Source organism: Acidovorax sp. 56 (genome assembly GCF_002749705.1).
Classification (GTDB): Bacteria; Pseudomonadota; Gammaproteobacteria; order Burkholderiales; family Burkholderiaceae_C; genus Acidovorax.
Window position 1 is genome coordinate 4397979 of the sequence record NZ_PEEV01000001.1, and the last position, 23886, is coordinate 4421864.

Below are 23886 nucleotides of genomic sequence, written 5' to 3' on the forward strand. Positions count from 1 at the left end.
GTGTTGCTATGGCGATTTAACGTGCGCCGGACAAACCGGCATTCAGCAGTTCACGGATCAGTTTTTGTGCGACGGCCGACAGCGCTTCTCGGCTCCAGCCCGACTTGCCGCCTGCGCCACTCCACAGGATCTCTCCGCTTTGCACATCGATGATGTGCAAGGTGAGACCTGCCGCAGGCTCACCGTCTACGCCCACCTTGTAGCGCCACTCGTCCACCGCGCCGCCCAAGGCGTAGCGCACCCCTTGCTCTTTGGCCCAGGCCAGCGCTTGTTCCTGGCGCTTGGTGTCCGCTGCGTCAAACAATGCCTCGGCCTGGGCGCTGTTGGTGTAGCGCTTGACGCGCCCCACGCCACGGGCGTGCAGCAAGGCTTCGGCAACGCTTTCAGCGCGGCTGCCGGCCATGGGGGTTTCAGTGTGGTTGGCAAAAGGCAGTACGGTCCAGTCGGCATTGGCCTGCAGGGCCGGTGCCTTGCCGCGGTCTACCGTGGAGCAGGCGACCAGGGCGGTCAACAGCAGCCCAAAGGCCATGACTTTCATTGGGCGAAGAACGTGGCGAGGGCGGGATGGGCGTGTCATGGGGTTTGCCTTTCGGTGAAGTCTTCAATGCTCAGAAATGTTTGCGGTAGCGCAGCTGGATTTCTCGGGTCAGGCCTTGGGTGAGGGTGCCCCCTTTGCCCAGGCTCCAGCCCAGGTTGAGGTGATCGGCCCCCCAGACACTGCCAGACAGCCCCAGGCGCAAGTTGTAGCCGGGGCCTTGGCGACTGTGCCAAGTCCTGGCCACGCTGCCATAGGGCTGCAGTGCGCGGGTGTAATCGCGCTCAAAGCGCGTGTTGGTCGAGATCTGCAGGCCGTAGTAGCTGAAGTTCTCCGGCAGGAAGTAGGTGTCGCTCACGCGGCGCACTTCGGGCGGAAGGTACTGCAAAAAGGCCAGGTCCTGGCCCGCCAGCTCGCCGGGGTCACGCCGGTCATACGAATGCTGGGACCAGAACGCGCCCACCTCCAGGCTGGGGGCTTCGACCCGGTATGAGTGCATGTACGTTAGGGCCGAGTGGCTGCCAGAGCCCAGCGCTCCCCCGGTCTGTAGCTTGTAGCGCTCGCGCCAGTGCTCCATGGTGAACTGGTCGATGCGCGATGCCTGGTAGCGCAGGCTGATGCCCGCACGGTCTTTCATCCCGGCCATGCGCATGACGGTGCTTTCTTGCGTGGGCAGTTGCAAGCCCAGGTCCATGCGCAGGGTCAGGCGGTTGTCTATGCGCCATTCCTGCTCAATCTGCACGGGCGTGTAGCTGGCCAGGCTTTCGCGCCGCGCCAGGTGCAAGGTGGTGGTCGAGTCGTGGTCCTGCCAGCGCAGGTCGATCTTCACTCCGCGCTCTTGCGAGGGATGGCTGAGCTGCGTCGAAAGTCCCACGGTGCGCTCGATGCGGGTGAGGCTCAGGTCCATGGACAGGCGGGGGCTCAGGGCCATGTGCCACTGCGCGGTGGCTTCTGTTTCGTCCAGATCACCCAGCTTGCGCAACTCCAGCTGCGGCCCTGCATGGTCGCTGAAAGCCAGCAGGTTCTCTGTCAGCTGCAGGTGCAGGGGGTTGTCATCGGGCTGGTCTTGCTGTGTTTCAAAGGCCACGGTTTGGGCTTGGCGCAAGTCCTGGATGGCCACTGCGGCGTTGATGCGGTCGTAGCGAGGCAGGCGTTCGCCAAAGGTCTCCAGCAAAGCCCCTGTCGCTGCCTTGTCTTGTTCTGCCAGGGCGACCGTGATGTCGGCCCATAGCGGTCGGTTGGCGCGCAGGCTCTGGCTGCGTGCGTACTGCTGCCACAGCAGCCCGCGCTCTGCCGCGTACTGGCCTGCATCTTGCAGCCAGCCTATGGCAGTCTCTGCCGCCGCGTTGGACAGGTTGCCCTGGGCATCGCGGTCCAGCCGCAGCAATTCGCGCAGCGTATCGAATGCCGGGTCGCCGGGCTTTTGCTGTAGCAGCAGCCGTGCACGGGCGAGGCGGCGAGTGGCCTCCAGCCCCTCTTCGGTCAGCCAGCGCTCACGCGCTTGCGCCCGGGTCATCGACTGGCCTTGGTGGGCCTGCGCCCACTCGGCCGACAGCAAGTGTTTGCGCATGCGCCATGACTTGTCTGTCTCCTGGTTCTGGTCCAGCGCATCGGCGTAATTCATCAGCCACAGGAAGTCGCCTTGGCGCTCTGCTAGCTGTGGCTTGAAATAGCGTGCCAGGGCCACGGCAGGCAAGGACAGTGCTTGGTAGGCCGAACCCAGGGCATCGTGCATCTCTTTGTCCTGGCTCCAATCGGGTTCATGGGTGGCCAGCAGCTTGCGCAAGGACACGTTGTCGTTGCTGTCGATGAGCAGCCACACAATGGCCTGGCGCATTTCGGCCGAATCTGGGGCGAGTCGCAGGCCGGCCTCCAGCATCTGTCCCGCACGAGGGATGTTGCCCGTGTTTTGGTAGTAAATCCCCGCCAGGCGAAGGAATTGGGGCTCGCGCCACAGGGGGGCGCTGGCGTGGTGGCTGGCCTCTTTGGCGGGGTCCAGTTTGTCCAGAAGGCGTTTCACATCGCGCCACTGGCTGCGCCCCACATAGGTGGTCATGGCCAGGATCAGGTGGCGTGCTTTGTCAAAACGGTCCCAGGCCTGTATCGCCACTTCGGCGGCTTGCAGGGGGTGGTCGGTTTGCAGCAGCCGGATGGCTGAGTCGTAGTCCGCAATGGCCGCATCTGGCCTGGCCAGCAGTTGGCGGTAGGCATCCAAGGCCACGGCGTCGCGCTGTTGCCGTTCTGCAAGCAGCCCTGTCATTCGCCAAAAGTCTGTGGCTTCAGGGGTGTCTGGCTTCAGGGTGGCGCGCGCGTTTTCCAGCCACTCCATGGCCAGGCTGGGCTTTCCGCGCACCACGGCCAGGGTCGCGGCGCGCAAGGCGCGCTCAGGGGTCAGTTGGGCGGGGTCGCGCAGCAGCTGCGCCCAGGTGTTCAGCGCCAAATCCATTTGCCCCGATCGCGTGGCGAGGTCTGCCAGCAATTCCAGGTTGGCAGGTGTGGGCGGTTGGTGTGCCAAAAAGTCAATGGCTGGCTGGGGCGTGCCCACCCGCTCATAGGCCATGACCAGTTCCTGGGTCAGTTTGGTGTTGTGTGGCGCACGGCGTAATTCATAGCGCAGCCCCTCGATCAAAGCGGAGTCGTCAAATAGGCCCGGTGCGAGCCGCAAGACGGCTTGCCACGCGGCATCTTTTTGCGTTGTTCGGGCAATGACCAGCCAGTTCTCCAGTGCCACGTCACTGCGCTGTGTCCACTCTGCTACCTGCGCAAGCCTTTCACGCCACTGTAAATCTGAAGGCGACTGCTGCACGGCAGACCGGGCGACCAACCAAGCGTCTTCGAGGTTGCGGTTTTCCAGAAACACCTGGTAGCCCAGGCTGTAGATCTGGTTGTCAAAGGGCAGGCCAGGTCCTGCCTTGGCTGCTGTCTGTCCTTGGCCTTGGGCGGTGCTCCATCGTTGCATGCCCATGTGGGTGGGGCGGCTGAGCAGGCGAGTGTCCAGCAAATAGGCGCGATCTTCGTAGCGGGGCTGCAGGTCGCTTTGTCGGTCCATGGGGAAGCCCTCGGCATGGGACGCTGGCACAAGCGCTGGGCTCGCGGGATGCGTCGTCGAAGGGGCGTCGGCCAGCACCGCGCTACCTGCTCGCCACTGCAACAGTAAAGCCAGGTGGAGCAGTCGCTTGACGTATTGCTCTGCCACAGCGGGTTTGCCTGCCGCGCGAGCCAATTCGACCAAGGTCCGCAGGACCACAGGATCGGAGTCCAGACCTGCCACTTCTTGCTGTGCCAAGGCCAGAGCCTCCGCAGGCTTGCCAGAGGCCTGCATGGCCGCCACCGCACTCAGGTACAGCGCCTTGGCCTGTTCTGGGTTGGTCGTTGCATGCCTGGCCTTCATGTAAAGACTGGCGGCCTGTGGGTGTGCGGATACCGCCAGGGCTTCGCGGGCTGCTCGCACGTAAAGTGGCACGGCTTTTTCTGCGGAGTCTGCCGCGTCCCCCAGCCTGCGATAGAGCTGAATGCCCAGCAGCCGGTCGCCCAGTTGGAAGGCGTTTTCCGCCAGCGCTGGGAGTACATCTGGCGGGACCTCATCGGCCGTCAGTTCATGCAATTGCGCTACCAGTTCGGTGCGCCGTTCGTTGCGTGCCTCGGCGTCTGCCTCGGGTAGGGCGTGGAAGCCGTCCATGGCATCGCTCCAGCGGGTCCAGGCGGTGGGCTTGCGATTGGCGAGAGCTTCTTCTCGTTTCTTGCGCTCTTCTTCCACGGCAACGCGCTGGGCCATCAGTTGCTGCAACTGCACGTTGGTGGGGTCGCTGCGCAGCAGGTTCTTCAGGTACGCCAGAGACAGGCTGGAGTCGCGGCTGGACGACACCAAGCGCCTTTCCAGGTCTTGGCGGGGGTACATCAGCCACAGTGCGCCACTGACCAGCACCGCCAGCAAGGCGGTGATCCAGTAGCTGGCCAGGACGGGGCGCTCAGCGACCGGCGCAGAGGATTTGGATTTGCGCGGCAGCATCAGGAAGGCGGTAAGTGCGAAGGTCGGGGCGCTCTTTTTCAGAGGATTTAGTCGCAGCCAAGGTTTGGCCGTTGGCACTCACCCTGCAAGTGGGCACCATGCCCGAAAGGGTGAATTGAAGCGGCACATGGCCTTGCAGGCTGAAGTCGGTACGCAGGCCCTGCTGTTTGCGTTCCCATTGGGTCACGCGTGCATTTGCATCGTGCAGCCAAATGGGGGCTTCTGCGGTGGATCCGCTCGGCCCCAAGGCTGAGGCGGGGTTGGCGACCCAGGCCTGTGCTCCGGTCAAATGCACATAGCTGCCTTCCACGCCTTCACTCACGCCGGCAACGCCTTCGCTGGCTGACAGGGGCGCCACCATGGCTGCCGCTGTGATGGGAAACCGCAAGGTGCGCAGATGGCCTGCACCGCGCACGCGCCAGCCTTCGCCCTCTGTTGCAATGGCGTAGGTGTGAAAGTCTTGAACCTTGCGGATGAACTCGGACGTGAATACCGGGTGCAGAGGCTGGTTCAGTGCCCAGTTGTAGACCTTGCGCAAGGCCTGCAGTCCAGCCACTTTGGAGGCTGAATACGTGTGGTAATAAATGCCCACAGGCTTGATACGCCTGGGGGTATCCGTCAGTTCAAACGTCTCCAAAACCCGTTCATATCCATAAAAGGGCCCTCTCCACAGATTGGTGAAGATGTTCTCGTTGGCGATGGGGGCATACACCTGAAGGTAGTTGCCCTTGGTGATTCCGTGGGGCCGCACGGCGGTCAGCGAGGGGTTGCTGCGAGAGATGAAGGTGTCTCCCCCGTTGATGTTGAGCAGCCCTGCGTCGTAGGTGGCTTTCAACGCGGCTTCGTTGGGCGCGGTATCTCCCGTCCATTGAAAAACGCGCACGGGCTTGCCTGCGGGGGCAAGGTTTTTGCGGATGTAGTCTGCAGAGCCTGCGGTTTCTCGGGTCAAGTCCACTTGGTAGTTGGGGATGTTCAGGTGGTACTCGACTTCGTTGCTGTCGGAAAAAATGCCGTGCTTGACATCGGTGTCCCAAAGGTATGGGTGCGAAAAACTGTGGCTGGCAATCTCCACATGCGGCAGCTTGAACATCTTGCGAGCAATGTCCTCTAGTTGCCCGCTTAGCTCAGGGTGCAATCCATGAGATGCGATCTCGCCTTCGATCACAGACACGGTTTGCGGAATGCGGTATTTCTCCAGTATTTCCTTGAGCAGCACTAGCGCGGCCACTGGCGCTCCGGGCATCTCTGCGCGTGAAGGAAATCCATCGCCGTCAATATGGGCCAAGAGCAGCCTGCGTCCGCTTTCGGTGGTGATGTCGGGCACAGGCATAAAGGGCAGCCTCAGTGCTTTCTGCAGAAATTCAAAAGGGTCCACGACCCAGCGGGTTTGCTCGGTGCCAGGCAATTCGTTGTACACGTAAGGGTCCAGCACAAAGCCACCCCAAGGCATGAGCGCGGCGGCGACGAAACGCTGGCCCTTTTGGTCCTTCATTTCAACCAGTGGGATGGCCTGGGCGGCTTGGGGGCCTACCAGGCGGGCTGGAGCGGAGTCCTTTTCCACAGGGGGGGAGGCCGCCTCTAGCCCCATCATGGGGTGCTGCTTTTGTGCTTGCAAAGGAGGATAGATGCTGAGGCTGGTGCCCTGTATGCCAAACGTGTCTGCCCAAGACTTGTCAGGGGCGAGACCAAAGTCACCGACCATGGCCAATGGCATACCCTGGTTTTTGAGCGTTTGAAGCCATGTGCTGAATTCGCGCCGCAGTGCGCTGGGCATGTATCCGTTGAATGCGGTGACGACACCCGCGTAGCGGTCTCGGTAAATGTCCTTCGGAAGTGGCTGTCGCACATCCGCATAGTCCACCACATACCCCATATGGTTCAGTGGCATCTGCAGGAACCGATGGGCGCTGGTGTAGTTGACGGCAGGGGCTTCGGCCCCGTTGTAGAGGATCAGGATGCGCCGAGGTACCAGCTCGACGGCGCCGATACCCACTGTGTCCAAGCGACTGTCACTGACCCACGGTGTGAACCCATCCGCCTGAATGCGTTCGGCGGTTTCGCGTGCCAACGCTCTATCGTTTGGTGGAACGTAATCGATCGCCAGCACGGGAATGCCGTCACGGGTCTGGATCGTGCGCAGTTGCGTCAGCAGCCACTGCCTGTCAGCGTCAGGTACCTCTTCATATCGGTTGGCTCCTGCGTTCCATCTGCGGTAGAGGGACTCCGCAGCCACCATTTCGATCTTGTCTTTGACCCGGGGCACGATGTCAAAGCCCCGGTTCATGATGAGTCGGATGCCAGGAAAGCGTTCGTGCAGCGTCTGGATGACGCGGACCAGGCCCGCTTGCTGTGCGGCTTCATCAAAATGGCTGGCAAGACGGTAAGAGTCCATCGTGTCCAGAAAGAAGCCGCGGTATCCGCGCTGCCACAGCGGCGCAATCACGCGGTCCGCAAAGAAGGAGGGCCATGGCGCGGGCGTCTGGTCCAGGACGACAGAGTTCCAATGGCCATTGCGTGCCAGTTGCCAAACGGCCGGGATGTCTTTGAAATAACTGCGGCTGGGTTGAACCTCGGCCACCGAGGTGTAGGCGTAAAGCTCGCTTCCCTTGGCGCGCTGGGCGATGGGGTCATAGCCGTGGTCTGGCTCCACCACGACGATGTCAAACACCTTCAAGTCTTCCAGGGGTGCATTGTGGCCATAGTGCAGTGCAATGGCGGGCCGGGTCTTGGCCGAAGCCTCGTCAGCCACCCACAGGGAGGTCAGACTCAGCGTCAATATAAGGAAGCCGCGCAGTGACCAGATCATGGTGTGTGGTGGTAGCGGAGTGCTGTACATGGTGCAGGACCGACCATCACTTGGCAATGCCCGACAGCATTCGCATGCCCATGCTGCTCAATGGGTGTAACAAAAGGTTTTGATTTTAGGGCGCTAGATGCATATCAAGAAAATCCTCAATAAATCAAGGGGCATGGTGGATGTGTGTACACACTAATGTGGCTGTCTCGGTGCACCCGAGATCGTTGTGGAGACGCGCTGGAGCTTTGGGAAAGTTACCCGGTCAGCGCGGCCTTTGTTCTTGAGGTGTTGACCATTGTTCGCAATCCGTGCATGGCTGGTGTGGGTGTGCAGCCACACACCGGTGCAAGGGGCTTTCGGTTCTTGCTTCACCTTCACTCGCCCAGGCGAATGAAGTGCGCGTGCGATAGCGAGATTTGCTGAACCGGGACTAGACGCGGATGCTTCTTTGGGCTGTTACCACCATCCGCCCCAAACCCAGTCGAACCGCACATCCAATGGCAGGTAGTGAATGCGGTAGCCGGGTGGCAGATCGGCCTGCGGTTTGAGGCGCACCACGATCGACGGCATGCGGGGTGTGAGGGGCGAGACGCGCTCAGCAGGCGTACGTTCTGCCTCTGCAACCACGTCCAGTACCTCGGCGCGCAGGCTGCGGCCATCCATGAAGTGCAGGGTGGCTAGCCTGCCCGGTTGGGCATAGCGTGCTTGTCCGGGGGGCAGGTAGGCGTGTACCAGGGGGGATTTGGTTGTGCCCTGCACCACGGCCACATCGGCACCTGCTTCTACGTGTTCCCCGGAACGAACCAGCTGTCGCACTACGATTGCGTCAAAGGGTGCCTTCAATGTCGGCGTTCTGGTGGGTTGGGTCTTGTCGGATCTGGAGGGCGTGGCGGTGGTTGGCGCAGGGAGGAGTGTGGCCGCACCTGCCTGCGCGAGCAGGCTTCGAGACTCACTGGCCGCAGCGCGGGCCCTGCTGGCTTCTGCTTGTGTTTGCAGCACCACGGCCTGGGCATTGTCGACTTCATTGCGCGTCGCAGCACCCTCTGTACGAAGGGCTTGCAAGGCTTTCAGTTTTTCCTGTTGAAGCGCCAGTTGCTGCAGCGTGAGACGTTGGGTCTCCTCCTGCATGGCCAAACGGATGGCCAGGGGTTGGTTGGGCGCGAATGGCTCCGCGATGGGCTGCACAGGGGGTTGGCGGTTGGCGGGTGTTGCCACGTCTGGTAATGCCGATGGTTCCTGCTCCAAGTCCATCAAAGCCTGGCCAGCGCGCAGCCGTTCGCCAACGTCAGCAATGCGTGCAACTTGACCGGCCACAGGCGCCCGAACGACCACTTGTTCGGTCACAACCAATCCGGGCGTTGTTTCCCACCAGTACGACACGGCAAACCGTCCCATAAGGTAGGCGGGAGGTGTGAGCACCATGGCCAGCAGAAGGTACCAGCGCCAACGCGGCACCTGGCGTTTGGAGGCAGCGTAGCGCACGGACAGGCCATTGCTCTCCTGTGGAGAGCTGGGGGAACATCAAACTGTATTTTCAAGGGCGTGCCTCTTTAAACTCTTCCCACGACTGCACGACGATGCCGCCAAAGCCTGGCTCTTGAGACAAGGCCTGTGCCAGTTCCTTCCAGCGTTGCAAGGCGGTGGCTTTGCCCGCTGGATAGCTGCTCTCTTGTGGTGACAAAGTGCGCTCCACGCTTTGGGCGATGGACCAGCGCAGCCCGTCAGGGCTTTGCAGGCTTTGAAGCGGCAGCAGGCCCTTCACAATTTCAACCACTCGGGCCGGGTTGCTGACGTAGACCATGGCGGTCAGTTCGGTCGCACCTGCGGCGTGCACCTTTTGTGCGAAGTCTGGAGCTTCCAGCTCACGGTAGTGGGTTGTGAGTCCCAGGGGCCAGGGCGCCACGGCGTGCGCAGCGCGCAGGGTTTCCACCACCAGGTCACCCCATTGCGGTTGATCGGCCTCGGGCAGTTGGCTGCGCTCCAGGTCCAATTGCAGGGCATGGAAAGGCAGGTCGCGAATGCGCGCCAGCTGGTCCAGAAGATTTTGCCTGTGTGAAGGAAGCACCCAGAGGGGCTCGCCCAGCAGCAACTCAACGGTCAGCCCCCTGTGCTGGGCTTGCGTGATGAATTGGCTAAGTTGCCTGCGGCCCGCAGGCTGCTCCAGCCCTGCGAGCTGTTTGGCGGTGAAGGACAGCAGAACGCGGCGGCTTTCGGGCGGTAGTGTTCGCAGTTGCTCTGGACGTTGGAGCATGGCCTGCCCATCCCACACGTACCAGCCTAGGCTTGCATCGGCGGTGCCTTCGGTGCTTCGCAGCGTGCGTTGTGGGGCTGTTGTTGCCGTGTCTGTTGGGGCATTGGCGACCTGGGGTGATAGCGCAAGCAAGGTAGGCGCTAGCGCTGCCGCCAACTTGTCTTGGGGGTTGACGCCAGGATGGCTGCACCCGTTGCTAGACCACGCGGCCAGCGCTAACTCGGCCACCTCGCGGCGCTCCTGTGCGTCGACCACTTGCAGGGCGACCTGCATGAGCGCGTAGCGGGCAGTGAGCAGGCGCGCGTAGCCGTCACCATCGTCCAAGCGCTCATGCCGCAGCATGGCCACACGCAAGGTTTCGTTGGCGGCGCTCAGCTGTTTCATCGGTGCAGCCGCTTCGGCTTGACTCAGGTGCCACTGGCCCAGGGCTTGTTCCAGGCCCTCCAGAAATTCGCCTCGTCGCAGTTCCAACAGGCTTTCTGCGCGGTGGCGCTCGCTTTGTATTTGTCCTAGTGTGGCGTCACGTTGCCCGCGCCAGTCCAGTGGTATGGAGATGTCGATACCCACGGTGGTGTTGTGTCCTGGGGGGCCACCCAGGTCCTTGCTAATGCCTTGGGCCACAGACACACCCGCCGCAATGCCTTCTTTGCGCAAGTGGCCTGCAATTTGGTCTGCGGCCTCAAGCTCGAGGCGTGCCAGCAGCACGGTTGGGTGTTCATCGGCTTGGGCCCGCAGTGTCTCAGGGTGGTGGCACACGTCGGGCCACGTCAGGGGGGCCGCTTGAACGGCTTGAACCATGCGCCCGGTCAGCCGCGACAGTTCACGCAGCGTTGCCTCTTGTGCTGCGCGTTGGGCCCGGAGCGTGGCCTCCGCTGCGTCAAAGGTGGCCATCAGCCCCAAGCGTTCCGCCTCCAGCATCCAACCGGCTTGAGTGCGGCGTTGTAGCAGGCCCTGTGTGGTGGAGCGTCCTGCCATAAAGGCCTCGACAAGCGCAATGCGCTGCCCGCTGCGCAGGTGGCGCACATAGGCGCGGCGTACCGCTTGCACGGCTTCGTTTTGGGTTTGCTGCAGGCGCACCTGCCTTGCCGTGGTCGCTTGTTCCGCTTCGCTTACGTTGCGCAGTTGGGCTTCACGGCTGCCCAGCAGGGGCCACCGCACGCCGAGCTGCATCTGTGCCCGCTGGTAGCTGCGGCTGGTGGTGTCGGTCACGGCCTCGCGTGCAGTGCCCAGGTTGGCACCACCAAACAGGCGACCGCCTTGGCCGGCTTTGGCCGCTTCTGTGCGATGTGCAGCCAAGTCTTTTTCTGCCAGCGCAACGCGCACAGCGGGGGCTGCGGATTGGGCCCAGGTTTCAAGATCTGACAACGGTACTGCGTTGGCCCATGCCGTGGAGGCTTGCAGCCCCAGCCAAAAGGCCACGACAAAGGGTGTGCGGGCCCAAAAATCCTTGCGTTTCAACATGTCAGAACTTGGTTTTGCGCAGCACCCACCATGGTGCCATCGAGGAGTCGAGGTGCGAATTCAGGAAAAGCTCCTGCAGGATGGAGAAGGCGCAGTGGATGCGGTTGGCAAAAGCGAACAACGGCACCAAAGGCAGAAAGCGCAGGTAGTCCAGATCCTCTACAGGTCGTTCAGAGACGGCAATCACGTAGAGCATGAAATAAAAAAGAATGGCGCACAGATAGACCAAGTAGATAAATGCCAGAACGCCCAGCACCGCCCCGATGGGCAGGGTGAAGAGCATCACCCCGGTGTAGGCAACGATCAGAAAAGGCATCAGCACTTGCATGACCAGCCCGTTGATGGCCACAAACAAAAAATTGCGCCAACCCAGCAGCCTGGGCCTGAGGTTGAAGCGGAACTTGCGGATGAACAGGTAGAACATGTCCCCGTCCCAACGCAAGCGCTGGCGAAAAAAAATGCGCCAGGTGTCGGGTGCATCGGTGTGCCCTACGGCATGTGGGTCAAACACGATGCGCAGCCCGGGGTGTCTGCCAAAGTACTGTTTGATCCGCGTGGTCATGTCCAGGTCTTCGGCCGACCCCGCATCCCAACCGCCCAGGTTGCGGATGAACCCGGTGCGGAATACGCCAAAGGCGCCCGAGATGTTGTTGACGATGTTGAACTCGGACAGGCCGGTTTTGCCAGCACCGATCGACAGGATGTATTCCAGCGCCTGCAGCCGGGTCACCAGCGTTTTCTTGGCGTTGCGCACTCGCAGGTTGCCTGCCACGCCCACCACCCCGGGGTCGTCAAAGTGGCGCGTTGCGTTGCGTACCATGTCGTTGTCGAATGACGTGTCGCCATCCAGCGCCATGACGATTTCGCCCGTGGCGATGGAAAGCCCTGCATTGAGGGATGAAACCCGTCCCCCGCGTTGCCACTTGGGCAGCACCACCAGCGCCCGCTTGGCTTGCCCTGCCAAAAGTCCGCGGGCATTGCGGGCGGCCAGCAAGGTGGGGCGGTTTTGAATGGCGCCGTCAATGACGGCAATGATCTCGATGTGTCCCGGGTACAGCTGCTGCGCCAGCGACTGAATGGTCTTGCGCACATCATCGCCTTCCGAATAGCAGGTCACTACGCACGACACCCGTGGGTAGCGTTCTCGTTGCCGTTCGGGGCGGTGCCTGCGCAGGCCGTAGCGCACCATGCCGGCGGTCACCAGCAAAAAGAAGGGTGCCTCCAGGAGGACGACGAAGGGAAAGAACTTCCAGGCCAGTTCCAGCCAGTTTTGCTGGGTGGAGCTGGCAAACAGCGTGACGAAGGCAAAAACTACCTGATCCCACATGGGTCAATCCGCGTTCTGAAGGCGCCCCATGAGTTGCACCGCGGTATCGTGGTTTTGCAGGTCGTGAGGGATCTGCAGGTGGCGAATGCGCACGCGCAAAGCCGCTTCCCCATGCTGGCTGGACTGCTCTTGCAGCACCTTCTGCAGCCGCGCTGTCAGGCCTTCGGGGTGAGAGAACGGCAGCATCAACCACAAGCGTTCTTCTTGGGTGCGCGTGGTCAGGTCCGAGGTACGCAGCAACTCGTGCAGACGGCGTGCAAACTCGTCCAGCATGAGGAAGACGCGCGCAGCCCCTTGCTTTTCGATCACTTCAGCCGCGTTCTGGAATTCCACGAGCATGAGCGCGAAGTGCATTTCCTTGTGGCGGGCGTGGGTGGCCAAAGCCCAGTCCAGCAGACGGCGGAAGTACGCAGGCTCCACATAGTTGGCGGTGTCCAGGGCTGCGAACGACTCACGGATTTGCCCCGCCCTGAGGGCGGCGCGCCCGTGGGCGCTGAGCCTGAGCGAGGCGATCTCGCGCACGTCCAGCGCATTGGGTTCGGTGGTGTTGCGGCAGTCCAGGCACCGTGCCACCACGCTGGTCTCGACAAACACATGGTGGCAGCTGCCGCAGGCATATTGGGTGAGTGGTCGGTCGTAGTCCACGCCAATGTGACGCAATGCTGTGCTGCATTTGGGGCAGGTCAAGCCACCGTCGTCGTGAAAATCATTTTCTGGCGCCACATGGCCGCAGGTAAAGCAGTGCAGCGAAGGGGCTTTGTTGATTTGGATGCTGGAGCAATGGGGGCACACGTCCAGGTAGTGGATGTGGGCGCTGCCGCAGGCTCTGCAGTGGCGTGTGCGGTCGATCAACTCTGCCGGCTCCAGCAGGCGCCGCCGCGACAGCGTGGCCAAACAGGCCGCCACGTCGTCTCCATCGTGGGCCAATGCCTCCACCAAGGGGTAGCGATACAACTGTGCGCTGTTGCGGTCACACAAGGGGGTCAGCTCTGCGCCGTCGCGCAGGTACATGAAGTACAGCACCCGCTCGTCAAAATGCAGACCAGAGGGGTCCAGCTTGAGGCTTCTGCGCGCTGCAAGGGCCCGCTCTCCTGCCGCAATGGCCTCGCTCAGTGAGCCTGTAGCATCTGCCCACGTCGGCTGGGGCTCAGTGCTTTCCGATACCCAGATCGGGCGATCCCACCAGGGGCTGTGCCGTATGGATTCACACAGGGTGGCCACGTCCGGCCCGGTCCAGCCGTCAAGGTAAAAGCCCAACGGGGCAAAGCCCGAAGCTACAAACGCGGGCCACGACGTAAAGGCCATCGCATCACGCTCGCGAGGAAGCAGGCTGCCGGAAGGGCGCAGCACTACGGTGCTTTCAAGTGCAGAAGGGGGTGGGTTTTGCAAGGAAGAGATGCCCGTGGATGGGTTCATGTTCATGGGGTACGCACCATTGTGTAGTGCTGGACATGGGCAATTGTTAACAATGGTGATCGAGCGCGCACAAGGTGGCAGTGCCTTGGCCCCTGCGGCGTCTATGGCGCGGCCAGTATAGTGGCGGGCCTGGAGCGGAGTCGTCCGTTCTATCCACATCCTTAGGAGCGCAACAGCGTGATTCTTGTAACTGGCGGGGCAGGCTTTATTGGCTCTCACACCTGCGTCGCCTTGGCGAATGCCGGTATTCCTTTTGTGGTGCTCGACAACCTATGCAACAGCCGCCGCTCGGTGTTGGAGCGTGTCGAGCGCATCACCGGCGTGCCTGTGCCTTTCATTGAGGGTGACATCCGCGATGCCGCTCTGCTGCAGCGCGTGTTTGCCGAGCATGCGGTGGATGCGGTCATCCACTTTGCGGCGCTCAAGTCTGTGGGGGAGTCCGTGCGCGAGCCGCTGCGCTACTACGACAACAATGTAGCGGGCACCGTGGCCTTGCTCGGCGCCATGCGGGCGGCGAATGTGCGCACGCTGGTGTTCTCCTCGTCGGCCACGGTGTATGGCGACCCGGCTTCTGTGCCCATCCGCGAGGGCTTTCCGCTGTCTGCCACCAACCCCTACGGCTGGAGCAAGCTGATGATGGAGCAGGTGCTTGCCGATGTGGATGCCGCCGAGCCGGGGCAATGGCGCATTGCGCGCCTGCGGTATTTCAACCCGGTGGGCGCCCATGCCAGCGGGTTGATCGGAGAGGACCCGCAAGACATTCCCAACAACCTGCTGCCCTATGTGGCCCAGGTGGCCGTGGGTTTGCGCGAGGCGCTGAGTGTGTATGGCAGCGACTACCCCACGCCCGATGGCACCGGGGTGCGTGACTACATCCATGTGTGCGATCTGGCCGATGGGCATGTGGCGGCGTTGCGCTACTTGCGCGAACATCCAGGCTTGCTCACCGTGAACCTGGGCACGGGCCGGCCTGTGTCGGTGCTGGACATGGTGCAGGCATTTGAGCGGGCCAGTGGCCGCCCCGTGCCCTACCGCATCGTGGACCGCCGCCCTGGCGATGTGGCGCAGTGCTGGGCCGACCCGGCCCTGGCCCAGCAGCTGCTGGGCTGGTCTGCACAACTGGGCTTGGACCAGATGTGCGAAGACGCGTGGCGCTGGCAAAGTGGCGTGGCCGCGAGTTTGCAGCGCTGAAGCGGCTGTGCGCCGTGGTATCTTGCGCGACTGCGCAGGGGCTGGCGCCTTCGCCCAATGGGGCGCCCCCCAGGTAGCTCATTTTTTTGATTCTCTTTTTAATCTTCCCGCGCCATGCTTGCCAAACGCATCATTCCCTGCCTTGACGTGACCGGAGGCCGTGTGGTCAAAGGTGTCAATTTTGTTGAACTGCGCGATGCAGGCGACCCGGTGGAGATTGCCGCGCGCTACAACGCCCAGGGCGCTGATGAGCTGACCTTTCTGGACATCACCGCCACCAGCGATGGCCGTGACTTGATCCTGCACATCATCGAAGCGGTGGCCAGCCAGGTGTTCATCCCGCTCACGGTGGGTGGCGGTGTGCGCACGGTGGAAGATGTGCGCCGCCTGCTCAATGCGGGCGCGGACAAGACCAGCTTCAACTCTGCCGCCATCGCCAACCCCGAGGTCATCAACGCCGTGTCGGCCAAATACGGTGCGCAATGCATTGTGGTTGCCATTGATGCCAAACGCCGGTCTGAGGAAGATGCCTTGCGCCTGGGGGCCAACGGCCAGCCGGTGGGCCCAGGCTGGGATGTGTACAGCCATGGCGGCCGCAAGAACACTGGGCTGGATGCCTTGGCCTGGGCCAAGGAAATGGCCCAGCGTGGCGCCGGAGAAATCTTGCTGACCAGCATGGACCGCGATGGCACCAAGTCGGGCTTTGACCTGGCCCTGACCCGCGCGGTGAGCGACGCAGTGACCGTGCCCGTGATCGCCTCGGGCGGCGTAGGCAACCTGGACCATCTGGCCGACGGGGTACAGCAAGGTGGTGCTGATGCGGTGCTGGCCGCCAGCATCTTCCACTACGGTGAGTACACCGTGGGCCAAGCCAAGCAGCGCATGGCCGAGCGGGGCATCCCCGTGCGGTTGTGAGTCGATTGTTTGCTATTAAATGGATAGCTTCTTGCGCTTGATTGATAAGCGCTGGCAGCCTAAATGACTGAAATTTTGGGTGTGCAGTCAGGCGTGCAATCCAAATCACCGACAATCCGCCCATGAACTGGCTCAATGAAGTGAAATGGGATGCGCAGGGCCTGGTGCCCGTGATTGCGCAAGAGCAGGGTACGGGCGACGTGCTGATGTTTGCCTGGATGAACCGCGAAGCGCTGGCCAAAACGGCCGAGCTGGGCCGGGCCGTGTACTTCAGCCGCTCGCGCAAAAAGCTGTGGTTCAAGGGCGAAGAGTCTGGCCACGTGCAAACGGTGCACGAAATTCGCCTCGACTGCGACAACGACGTGGTGCTGCTCAAAGTCACCCAGCAGGGGCACGAACCTGGCATTGCCTGCCACACAGGCCGCCACAGCTGTTTCTTCAGCGTGCTCAAGGACGGGGCCTGGAAACCGGTCGATCCGGTCTTGAAAGATCCCGAATCCATCTACAAATAAGCCCATGAGTTCCAACGATTTCCCAGCCCTGTCTTCGCAAGACGCCCTGGCACGCCTTGCCGCCGTGATCGAAAGCCGCAAGCCTGCCCTCGGTGGCGACCCGGAAAAGAGCTACGTCTCGCGCCTGCTGCACAAGGGGCCTGATGCGTTCCTCAAGAAAATTGGCGAAGAGGCCACCGAAGTGGTGATGGCCGCCAAGGATGTGGACCATGGCGCTGACAAGTCCAAGATCGTTTACGAAGTGGCCGACCTTTGGTTTCACTCCATGATTGCGCTGGCCCACTATGGCCTGACACCGGCCGACGTGATCACCGAGCTGGTCCGCCGTGAAGGCACCAGCGGCATCGAAGAAAAAGCCCTGCGCAAAGTGGCGGCCAGGGCGGCAGACGAGAAAGGTTGAATCCCATGGCCGATGACTTCACCGACGTGCAACCCAAGGACCAGCAAGCCGAAGACCTCAAAGCCATTGGCTGGGTCAGTTACCTGCTGCACCTGATTGTGGCGGTGGGTGCGGTCATGCCGGGGGCTCAGCCCGGCGCTGTGCTGCTGGTGGTGGCATTGGTGATTGATCTGGTCAAAAAGAGCGATGCCGAAGGCACTTGGCAGGCCAGCCATTTCTCCTGGCGCATTCGCACGGTGGTGTGGGCTGGGGTGTTGTATGTGCTGACGGCACCGCTGTGGATTTTGGTGATTCCGGGCTGGATTGCCTGGGGGCTCATTTCCCTGTGGTTCCTGTACCGCATCGTGCGTGGCATGGTGGCGATGAACAAGAGCCAGGCCCTGGATGCCTGAGGGCGGCAAACCCCTGGTGCGGCTCAACCTCGCCTTGCAAGGCGGTGGTTCGCACGGCGCATTGACCTGGGGCGTGCTTGACGCCCTGCTGGAGGATGGTCGGTGGGCGTTGGAGGGCATCAGCGGCACCAGCGCCGGGGCCATGAATGCCGTAGCCGTGGCCCATGGGTTTGCGCAGGCGGCCCACCAGCACAAGGACCCTGTGGAGGCCCATGCCGCCGGTTGCACCCTGGCGCGCGAGACGTTGACCCGCCTGTGGGAAGGCGTGGGCACCCTGGGCAGCCTGATGTGGGGTGCGCCCCTGGCGGCCGCCAACCCCTTGCTGGGCATGATGACGCAATGGCTTTCGCCCTACCAGACCAACCCGCTCGACATCAACCCGCTGCGCTTGCTGCTGGAGCGCGAGGTGGACTTTGACTTGTTGTGCAAAGCGCGGGGCGCTGCGGCCCTCGCCACACCCAAGGTGTTTGTGTGTGCCACCAATGTGCGCACCGGGCGCGGCGAGATCTTCTCTGGCCCACGGCTCAGTGCCGATGCGGTCATGGCGTCGGCTTGTCTGCCCTTGCTTTTCAAGGCCGTGGAGATCGACGGGGAGCGCTATTGGGACGGGGGCTATTCAGGCAACCCTGCGCTGCACCCCTTGATCTACCAGACCGAGACCTCCGACATCCTGCTGGTGCAGATCAACCCCATTGAGCACCGTGCGCTGCCCGATACGGTGCCCGAGATCATGGAGCGCATGAACGAAGTCACCTTCAATGCCAGCCTGCTGGCCGAGCTGCGGGCCATCGAGTTTGTGCGCCGTCTGCTGGCCGAGGGCAAACTGGACGCTCGCCGCTACAAGAGCGTGCGCATGCACCGCATTGATGGCGGTGCCGTGCTGGAGCCCTACGGGGCTGACAGCAAAACCCGTGCGGACCTGCCCTTTGTGCGCAAGCTGTTTGCCCTGGGGCGCGAGCAGGGGCAGCAGTGGCTGGCCGACCATCGCCAGTCCGTGGGCCTGCGCCCGACCATCCAGATCGCAGACAATGCCTGACGGCGCTGCACAGCCCGCTGCAAAGCGGCGCCCCGCGCAGGCACTGACTCCCATTTTTCACCGCCCACCATGCACGATTCCAACTGCCTTTTTTGCAAAATCATTGCAGGCCAGATTCCTTCCCGCAAAGTCTATGAAGACGAAGAAATCTTCGCCTTTCACGACATCCACCCCTGGGCTCCGGTGCACTTTTTGATGGTGCCCAAGGCGCATATCCCTTCGATGGCGCAGGTTACCGCCGAGCACGCAGGCCTGCTGGGGCGCATGATGGCTCTGGCACCCCAATTGGCCCAGGAGCAGGGCTGCAACCCTTATCCAGAGGGCGGCTTTCGCATCGTGACCAACACGGGGGTTGAAGGTGGGCAGGAAATCCACCATCTGCACATCCATGTGATGGGTGGTCCGCGCCCTTGGCTCAAGGGCTGAAGTGTTTTGGCGCGACCCCTTCACGCTGGGGCCACATCGCGCGTCTAAAATGATTGCAATTCGTTAGGAGAAATTCCATGGGTTCCTTTTCCATCTGGCACTGGCTGATCGTGCTGCTGATCGTCGTCATGGTCTTCGGCACCAAGAAACTCAAGAACATGGGCTCCGATCTGGGCGGTGCCGTCAAGGGCTTCAAGGACGGCATGAAGGACGGCGCGGGCGACAGCTCCGCAGCGTCTGCAGCGCCTGCCCCGGGCCAGGTGGCCAACAGCCAGGCCGCCGACAAGACCACCATCGACGTAGAAGCCAAGCAAAAGAGCTGATCGCCTGAGCGAACGCTGACTCCATGATCGATATTGGCCTGTCCAAAATGGCGCTGATCGGCGCGGTGGCGTTGATCGTCATCGGCCCCGAAAAGCTGCCCCGTGTCGCCCGCACCGTGGGCACTTTGCTGGGCAAGGCGCAGCGCTATGTGGCCGATGTGAAGTCGGAGGTCAATCGCTCCATGGAGCTTGATGAGCTGCGCAAGATGAAGGACACGGTGGAGGGCGCTGCGCGCGACGTGCAGCAGTCCATCCAGACCAGTGCCAGCGAGTTCGAGAAGGACTGGGCGCAAGCCACCAGCTTGGCGGGCGAGGGGTATGACACCGCTTCTGCTGTGGTGCCGGCCTACAAGCACCCGGGCAAGAACTGGCGCGTCAAAAAAGGCGCCACACCGCAGTGGTACAAAGCCCGCAGTGGTGTGCGCACCAAAGCCTTGTCGGGTGCCGCACGCGTGGCGCGCTACCGTCCCAAAAAGATCCATTGACGCTGCGCTTTCGCGCGCGTTTCGGGCTGCCTTGACGCCCCAGAAAACCCAACATGTCAGACACCCCATCCCAAGAAGACGAGCTTGCTGGCACCGAGCAGCCTTTTGTGCAGCACCTCATGGAGCTGCGCGATCGCCTGGTCAAAGCCATTATTGCGATCGCCGTGGCCGCGGCTTTCCTGTTCTTCTTCCCGGGACCCGGGCCGCTGTATGACTTCCTGGCAGCGCCTTTGGTGGCGCATTTGCCCAAGGGTGCGACGCTGATTGCGACCTCTGTGATCTCCCCCTTCATGGTGCCGCTCAAGATTTTGCTGATGGCGGCTTTCCTGCTCGCCTTGCCTTTTGTGCTGTGGCAGGTGTGGGCGTTTGTGGCGCCGGGCCTGTATTCGCACGAGAAGAAGCTGGTGCTGCCGCTGGTGGTTTCCAGCACGCTGCTGTTTTTCATTGGCGTCGCGTTTTGCTACTTCTTCGTGTTTGGGCAGGTGTTTGCATTCATCCAGAGCTTTGCGCCCAAGAGCATCACGGCCGCACCAGACATTGAGGCCTACCTGAGCTTTGTGCTGTCGATGTTTCTGGCCTTCGGACTCGCGTTTGAGGTGCCCATTGCCGTGGTGGTGCTGGCCCGCATGGGTGTGGTGAGCGTGGAAAAGCTCAAGAGCTTTCGCGGCTATTTCGTCGTGGGGGCGTTCGTTGTAGCTGCGGTGGTCACCCCGCCCGATGTGGTGTCGCAACTGGCACTGGCGGTGCCTATGTGCATTCTTTACGAGATCGGCATCTGGGCTGCGCAGGTGTTCATCAAGCACACCAAGGCGCCCGAGAGTGCGGACGATCAGGCTGCATCCTCTTCTTCGTCCTCTTGAGAAGCGTAAGAAACCCACGCTCCGCCTTGTAGCGTGGGGTGACCAGGGGGCGGCACTTGCCCCCTTGGCATTTTTCTTGAAGTGATTTGGATATAAAAATAGCTGCTAGCGCTTTATCTGTAAGCGCTAGCAGCTATTTATTTGATAGCGATGCGGTGATCGCTACTGTGCGTAGTCAGCGCCGCACGTTGCGCTGTGGACGGGGGCGCACCCCGGGGTTGATGCTCAGCTCCAGCTTTCGGTCGGTGCGCTGCACCTGGAAGGTGGAGGCGGTGCCTGGCTTGAGTGCAGCCACTGCCGTCAGCAGTTCAGAGACATTGCCCACGGCCTTGTCGTCCACTTTCACGATCACATCGCCAGGGCGCATGCCAGCTTGCGCGGCGGGGCCGTCTTGCAGCACGCCCGTGATGATCACGCCCTCGGTGGCTTTCACGCCAAAGGTCTCGGCCAGCTCGGGCGAGAGTTCGTTGGGCTCCACGCCAATCCAGCCCCGGGTCACTTGCCCGTCTTTCACGATGCCGTCCAGCACCAGCCGCGCAGTGGACACGGGAATGGCAAACCCGATGCCCATGCTGCCGCCGGAGCGGGAATAAATGGCGGTGTTGATGCCCAGTAGGTTGCCGTTCACATCCACCAGCGCGCCGCCCGAGTTGCCGGGGTTGATGGCGGCATCGGTCTGGATGAAATTCTCAAACGTATTGATACCCAACTGGCTGCGGCCCAAGGCGCTGACGATGCCGCTGGTCACGGTTTGCCCCACGCCAAAGGGGTTGCCAATGGCCAGCACCTGGTCGCCCACGGCCAGACCATCGGAGTTGCCCAGGGTGATCACGGGCAGCTTGTCGAGCTCGATCTTCAGGATCGCGAGGTCGGTGTCGGGATCGGTCCCGATCACGCTGGCGCGAGAGCGGCGGCTGTCTGTCAGGGTCACTTCAATTTCATCGGCGCCCTCGACCACATGGTTGTTGGTCAGGATATAGCCCTCGGGGCTGATGATGACGCCGCTGCCCAGGCCCGTTTGCGCCTGCTGGCCCTGGTCGCCAAAGAAGAACTGGAACCAGGGGTCGTTGCTGCGTGGATGGCGCACTGCCTTGCTGGTGTTGATGCTCACCACGGCCGGTGAGGCCTTGCGTGCCGCGCCGCTGAAGCTGCCCGGGGCGGGCTGGCCGGCGGGGGCTGAGGGGGCCTCCAGCAGCGCAATGCCCGCGCCAGATCGCTTGGCGCCTTGGCGGATCCAGTCGGGTTGGAGGGTGGCAACAACAAAGTACGCCGCAGCAAAAACTGTCACGGCCTGAGAAAACAGCAGCCAGATGCGTTTCATGGTCTTGGGTGTGAGTGGCAAAAAAGCGCGGGCAGAAAAAGTGCCATGTGGACGATGCTGTCCCTGCGCAGTCGCCATTGTCCGTCAACCCAGTCCGCAAAGCCTGAGGGCCCCTGCAGCCGGTGCCAGCGCCGCGCGACAATACCGGGCATGAGCATATCCAGGCAACAACTCTTGCAGGCGTTTGACGGCCTGCTGCAACCCGAGCGCTTCAAGGACTACGGCCCCAACGGCCTGCAGGTCGAAGGGCGGGCCGAGATCTCGCGCGTGGTCAGCGGCGTGACGGCCAGCCTGGCGCTGATCGACGCCGCCATTGAAGCCCGTGCCGACGCCATCTTTGTGCACCACGGCCTGTTCTGGCGGGGGCAAGATGGCCGAGTGACTGGCTGGATGAAGCAGCGCCTGCAGCGGCTGCTGGCGCACGACATCAACCTGTTTGCCTACCACCTGCCGCTGGACGCGCACCCTCTGTGGGGCAACAACGCCCAGCTGGGGCGGGTGCTGGGGTGGACGAGCGAATCGCAGTTTGGTGAGCAAGCGCTGGGCTGTCTGGCCAGCGCCAGTTACCCCAGTGCCCAGGCTGTGGCCGACCATGTGGCGCAGGCGTTGGGGCGCTCCGTCACGCTGGTGGCGCCCGGTGGTGCCATGGGGGCGCAGCGTCCCATCGCCAAGGTGGCGTGGTGCACGGGCGGTGCGCAGAGCTACTTCGAGGCAGCCATTGCCGCGGGGGCGGACGTTTTTGTGACGGGTGAAATTTCAGAGCCGCAGGCGCACTTGGCCCGCGAGACCGGGGTGGCGTTTGTGGCCGCAGGCCACCATGCCACCGAGCGCTATGGCGCCCCTGCCCTGGCCGCTGAAGTGGCGCGAAGCCTGGGGCTCGCGCACCAGTTCATCGAGATTGACAACCCCGCCTAAGAGCGGGGCTAACACAACCCCCCCTGGCGTCGCGTCGTTGTCCCGTCTTGTCGTACCTGCCGTAGTGCCTGCGACGGAACGCCTAGCCAGGGCCGCTTCGCTGGGTTGTGTGAGCCGCTCCAAATGTTTGCTATATAAATAATAGCTGCCAGCGCTTATTTAATAAGCGCTGGAGATAGATTTTGATAAGGATCTGCATGAAACCCATCGCCATCACCCAAGGAGACCCGGCAGGCATCGGCCCTGAGATCGTGGCCAAGGCCTTTCGTGACGCGCCTGACCTGCTGCGGGGCTGTTTTGTGGTGGGCGACGTCGCCACCTTGCGCCGGGCTGCTGCGTGCATTGCACGCCCCGGCATCCCCAGCGTGCCTGTAGCGGTGTTGGACGGCATTCAAGATGCCTGGGATGCCCCGACGCGTTGCGTGCCCGTCTTGCCACTGCCAGGGTTGGCCAGCACGGTGCCTTGGGGGCGCATCAGTGCCGAGGCGGGGCGCGCTGCGGCTGATTGTGTGGAGTGGGCGGCCCGTGCGGCGCTGCGTGGGGGTGTGGCCGCGTTGGTCACCGCCCCCCTGCACAAAGAAGCACTGTCGGCTGCGGGCGTGGCGTACCCTGGCCACACCGAGCTGCTGCAGGCCGAAGCCGCCGCCCACCGGGGCGTGGCCCTGGCGGACATGCCGGTGCGCATGATGTTGGCCAGTGACGAACTGCGCACGGTGCTGGTCAGCATCCATGTCTCACTGCGCGACGCGATTGCTGCAGTGACTTATGACAATGTGGTGCAGACCGTGCAGATTGCGCACCACGCGCTGCAGCGCACCTTGGGGCGCAGCCCTCGGATCGCGGTGGCGGGGCTTAATCCGCATGCAGGGGAGGGCGGTTTGTTTGGCCGCGAGGAGTGCGACACCATTGCCCCGGCGGTGGCCTGGCTGCAGGCCCAGGGTTTGGATGTGCAGGGCCCCTTGCCGCCAGACACGGTGTTCATGCGCGCCCGCAACGCGCCAGGGCATCCGGGTGCGTTTGATGTGGTGGTGGCGATGTACCACGATCAGGGTTTGATTCCCGTCAAGTACCTGGGCGTGGACAAGGGCGTGAACGTGACCTTGGGCTTGCCGCTGGTGCGCACCAGCCCGGACCACGGCACAGCCTTCGACATTGCGGGCCAGGGTGTGGCCGATGCGTCCAGCCTCATCGAGGCGGTTCGCATGGCGCGGCAGTTGGCTTGACTGCAGGCGCAGCCCCCGCTCGGGCGGTTGGCGCAACGTAAAACGCCCTGCTGGGCTGGGCAGGGCGTTGGCGGCAGAGTCTGGGGCGCAA

The 23886-nt window shown here is 62.5% G+C and carries 20 protein-coding genes; 12 read left to right on the forward strand and 8 right to left on the reverse strand.

Going from position 1 to position 23886, the window contains the following annotated elements:
- Window positions 1-16 precede the first annotated feature (16 nt).
- The 7 genes from CLU88_RS19520 to CLU88_RS19550 all read right to left on the reverse strand — a co-directional run bounded on the left by CLU88_RS19520 (window position 17) and on the right by CLU88_RS19550 (window position 13802).
- Window positions 17-538 (reverse strand): penicillin-binding protein activator LpoB, encoded by a 522-nt coding sequence (locus tag CLU88_RS19520; protein WP_233205625.1) that lies wholly within the window; start codon window positions 536-538, stop codon window positions 17-19.
- Between the two features lie 70 nt (window positions 539-608).
- Window positions 609-4544: a tetratricopeptide repeat protein gene (locus CLU88_RS19525; protein WP_199173478.1), complete on the reverse strand. Its 3936-nt coding sequence runs from the start codon at window positions 4542-4544 to the stop codon at window positions 609-611.
- Window positions 4504-7350: a bifunctional glycoside hydrolase 114/ polysaccharide deacetylase family protein gene (locus tag CLU88_RS19530; RefSeq protein ID WP_099658024.1), complete on the reverse strand. Its 2847-nt coding sequence runs from the start codon at window positions 7348-7350 to the stop codon at window positions 4504-4506. Before CLU88_RS19530 ends, CLU88_RS19525 begins: the two co-directional genes overlap by 41 nt.
- 447 nt (window positions 7351-7797) lie before the next feature.
- On the reverse strand, window positions 7798-8823 hold the full coding sequence (locus tag CLU88_RS19535; RefSeq protein ID WP_233205534.1) for an HlyD family secretion protein: 1026 nt from the start codon (window positions 8821-8823) through the stop codon (window positions 7798-7800).
- A gap of 52 nt (window positions 8824-8875) precedes the next feature.
- Complete coding sequence (locus CLU88_RS19540; protein ID WP_233205535.1) at window positions 8876-11053, reverse strand: TolC family protein; 2178 nt, start codon at window positions 11051-11053, stop codon at window positions 8876-8878.
- 1 nt (window position 11054) lies between these two features.
- Window positions 11055-12380, reverse strand: a complete 1326-nt coding sequence (locus tag CLU88_RS19545) for a glycosyltransferase (protein ID WP_099658025.1) — start codon at window positions 12378-12380, stop codon at window positions 11055-11057.
- A gap of 3 nt (window positions 12381-12383) precedes the next feature.
- Window positions 12384-13802, reverse strand: a complete 1419-nt coding sequence (locus CLU88_RS19550; protein ID WP_099658026.1) for a diguanylate cyclase domain-containing protein — start codon at window positions 13800-13802, stop codon at window positions 12384-12386.
- 171 nt (window positions 13803-13973) lie between these two features.
- Between CLU88_RS19550 and galE the strand changes: the two genes are divergently transcribed.
- The 10 genes from galE (at window position 13974) to tatC (ending at window position 20336) form a co-directional block, all read left to right on the forward strand.
- Entirely contained in the window at window positions 13974-14987 is a 1014-nt protein-coding gene (gene galE, locus CLU88_RS19555) for a UDP-glucose 4-epimerase GalE (protein ID WP_099658027.1), read from the forward strand.
- 114 nt (window positions 14988-15101) lie between these two features.
- Window positions 15102-15902, forward strand: coding sequence for an imidazole glycerol phosphate synthase subunit HisF (hisF, locus tag CLU88_RS19560; protein WP_099658028.1), 801 nt, complete (start codon window positions 15102-15104; stop codon window positions 15900-15902).
- A gap of 122 nt (window positions 15903-16024) precedes the next feature.
- On the forward strand, window positions 16025-16414 hold the full coding sequence (gene hisI, locus CLU88_RS19565; RefSeq protein WP_099658029.1) for a phosphoribosyl-AMP cyclohydrolase: 390 nt from the start codon (window positions 16025-16027) through the stop codon (window positions 16412-16414).
- Between the two features lie 4 nt (window positions 16415-16418).
- A complete protein-coding gene (locus tag CLU88_RS19570; RefSeq protein ID WP_099658030.1) occupies window positions 16419-16814 on the forward strand; it encodes a phosphoribosyl-ATP diphosphatase in 396 nt (131 codons plus the stop codon).
- Window positions 16815-16819: 5 nt separating this feature from the next.
- Window positions 16820-17206 (forward strand): hypothetical protein, encoded by a 387-nt coding sequence (locus CLU88_RS19575; protein WP_099658031.1) that lies wholly within the window; start codon window positions 16820-16822, stop codon window positions 17204-17206.
- On the forward strand, window positions 17199-18242 hold the full coding sequence (locus CLU88_RS19580) for a patatin-like phospholipase family protein (RefSeq protein WP_099658032.1): 1044 nt from the start codon (window positions 17199-17201) through the stop codon (window positions 18240-18242). Before CLU88_RS19575 ends, CLU88_RS19580 begins: the two co-directional genes overlap by 8 nt.
- A gap of 69 nt (window positions 18243-18311) precedes the next feature.
- On the forward strand, window positions 18312-18668 hold the full coding sequence (locus CLU88_RS19585; RefSeq protein WP_099658033.1) for a histidine triad nucleotide-binding protein: 357 nt from the start codon (window positions 18312-18314) through the stop codon (window positions 18666-18668).
- Between the two features lie 77 nt (window positions 18669-18745).
- Window positions 18746-18991: a Sec-independent protein translocase subunit TatA gene (gene tatA / locus CLU88_RS19590; RefSeq protein WP_099658034.1), complete on the forward strand. Its 246-nt coding sequence runs from the start codon at window positions 18746-18748 to the stop codon at window positions 18989-18991.
- 23 nt (window positions 18992-19014) lie between these two features.
- Window positions 19015-19476, forward strand: a complete 462-nt coding sequence (gene tatB / locus CLU88_RS19595; protein ID WP_099658035.1) for a Sec-independent protein translocase protein TatB — start codon at window positions 19015-19017, stop codon at window positions 19474-19476.
- A gap of 53 nt (window positions 19477-19529) precedes the next feature.
- Window positions 19530-20336 carry a twin-arginine translocase subunit TatC gene (gene tatC / locus CLU88_RS19600; RefSeq protein ID WP_099658036.1) on the forward strand — a complete coding sequence of 269 codons (807 nt, stop codon included), beginning with the start codon at window positions 19530-19532 and terminating at the stop codon, window positions 20334-20336.
- 175 nt (window positions 20337-20511) lie between these two features.
- Here the strand turns inward: tatC and CLU88_RS19605 are convergent, their stop codons facing one another.
- Complete coding sequence (locus tag CLU88_RS19605) at window positions 20512-21657, reverse strand: trypsin-like peptidase domain-containing protein (protein WP_099658037.1); 1146 nt, start codon at window positions 21655-21657, stop codon at window positions 20512-20514.
- A 150-nt stretch (window positions 21658-21807) separates the two neighbouring features.
- On the opposite strand from CLU88_RS19605, the gene CLU88_RS19610 reads away from it, so the two are divergent.
- Together CLU88_RS19610 and pdxA are read left to right on the forward strand one after the other, a co-directional pair.
- A complete protein-coding gene (locus CLU88_RS19610; RefSeq protein ID WP_099658038.1) occupies window positions 21808-22572 on the forward strand; it encodes a Nif3-like dinuclear metal center hexameric protein in 765 nt (254 codons plus the stop codon).
- 197 nt (window positions 22573-22769) lie between these two features.
- Entirely contained in the window at window positions 22770-23795 is a 1026-nt protein-coding gene (pdxA, locus tag CLU88_RS19615) for a 4-hydroxythreonine-4-phosphate dehydrogenase PdxA (protein WP_099658039.1), read from the forward strand.
- Window positions 23796-23886: the final 91 nt, after the last annotated feature.

Coding starts and splice junctions, on each gene's coding strand:
- CLU88_RS19520 (WP_233205625.1), bottom strand. CDS start 538: ATGAAAGTCATGGCCTTTGGGCTGCTGTTGACCGCCCTGGTCGCCTGC.
- CLU88_RS19525 (WP_199173478.1), bottom strand. CDS start 4,544: ATGCTGCCGCGCAAATCCAAATCCTCTGCGCCGGTCGCTGAGCGCCCC.
- CLU88_RS19530 (WP_099658024.1), bottom strand. CDS start 7,350: ATGATCTGGTCACTGCGCGGCTTCCTTATATTGACGCTGAGTCTGACC.
- CLU88_RS19540 (WP_233205535.1), bottom strand. CDS start 11,053: ATGTTGAAACGCAAGGATTTTTGGGCCCGCACACCCTTTGTCGTGGCC.
- CLU88_RS19545 (WP_099658025.1), bottom strand. CDS start 12,380: ATGTGGGATCAGGTAGTTTTTGCCTTCGTCACGCTGTTTGCCAGCTCC.
- CLU88_RS19550 (WP_099658026.1), bottom strand. CDS start 13,802: ATGAACATGAACCCATCCACGGGCATCTCTTCCTTGCAAAACCCACCC.
- hisF (WP_099658028.1), top strand. CDS start 15,102: ATGCTTGCCAAACGCATCATTCCCTGCCTTGACGTGACCGGAGGCCGT.
- hisI (WP_099658029.1), top strand. CDS start 16,025: ATGAACTGGCTCAATGAAGTGAAATGGGATGCGCAGGGCCTGGTGCCC.
- CLU88_RS19570 (WP_099658030.1), top strand. CDS start 16,419: ATGAGTTCCAACGATTTCCCAGCCCTGTCTTCGCAAGACGCCCTGGCA.
- CLU88_RS19575 (WP_099658031.1), top strand. CDS start 16,820: ATGGCCGATGACTTCACCGACGTGCAACCCAAGGACCAGCAAGCCGAA.
- CLU88_RS19580 (WP_099658032.1), top strand. CDS start 17,199: ATGCCTGAGGGCGGCAAACCCCTGGTGCGGCTCAACCTCGCCTTGCAA.
- CLU88_RS19585 (WP_099658033.1), top strand. CDS start 18,312: ATGCACGATTCCAACTGCCTTTTTTGCAAAATCATTGCAGGCCAGATT.
- tatA (WP_099658034.1), top strand. CDS start 18,746: ATGGGTTCCTTTTCCATCTGGCACTGGCTGATCGTGCTGCTGATCGTC.
- tatB (WP_099658035.1), top strand. CDS start 19,015: ATGATCGATATTGGCCTGTCCAAAATGGCGCTGATCGGCGCGGTGGCG.
- tatC (WP_099658036.1), top strand. CDS start 19,530: ATGTCAGACACCCCATCCCAAGAAGACGAGCTTGCTGGCACCGAGCAG.
- CLU88_RS19605 (WP_099658037.1), bottom strand. CDS start 21,657: ATGAAACGCATCTGGCTGCTGTTTTCTCAGGCCGTGACAGTTTTTGCT.
- CLU88_RS19610 (WP_099658038.1), top strand. CDS start 21,808: ATGAGCATATCCAGGCAACAACTCTTGCAGGCGTTTGACGGCCTGCTG.
- pdxA (WP_099658039.1), top strand. CDS start 22,770: ATGAAACCCATCGCCATCACCCAAGGAGACCCGGCAGGCATCGGCCCT.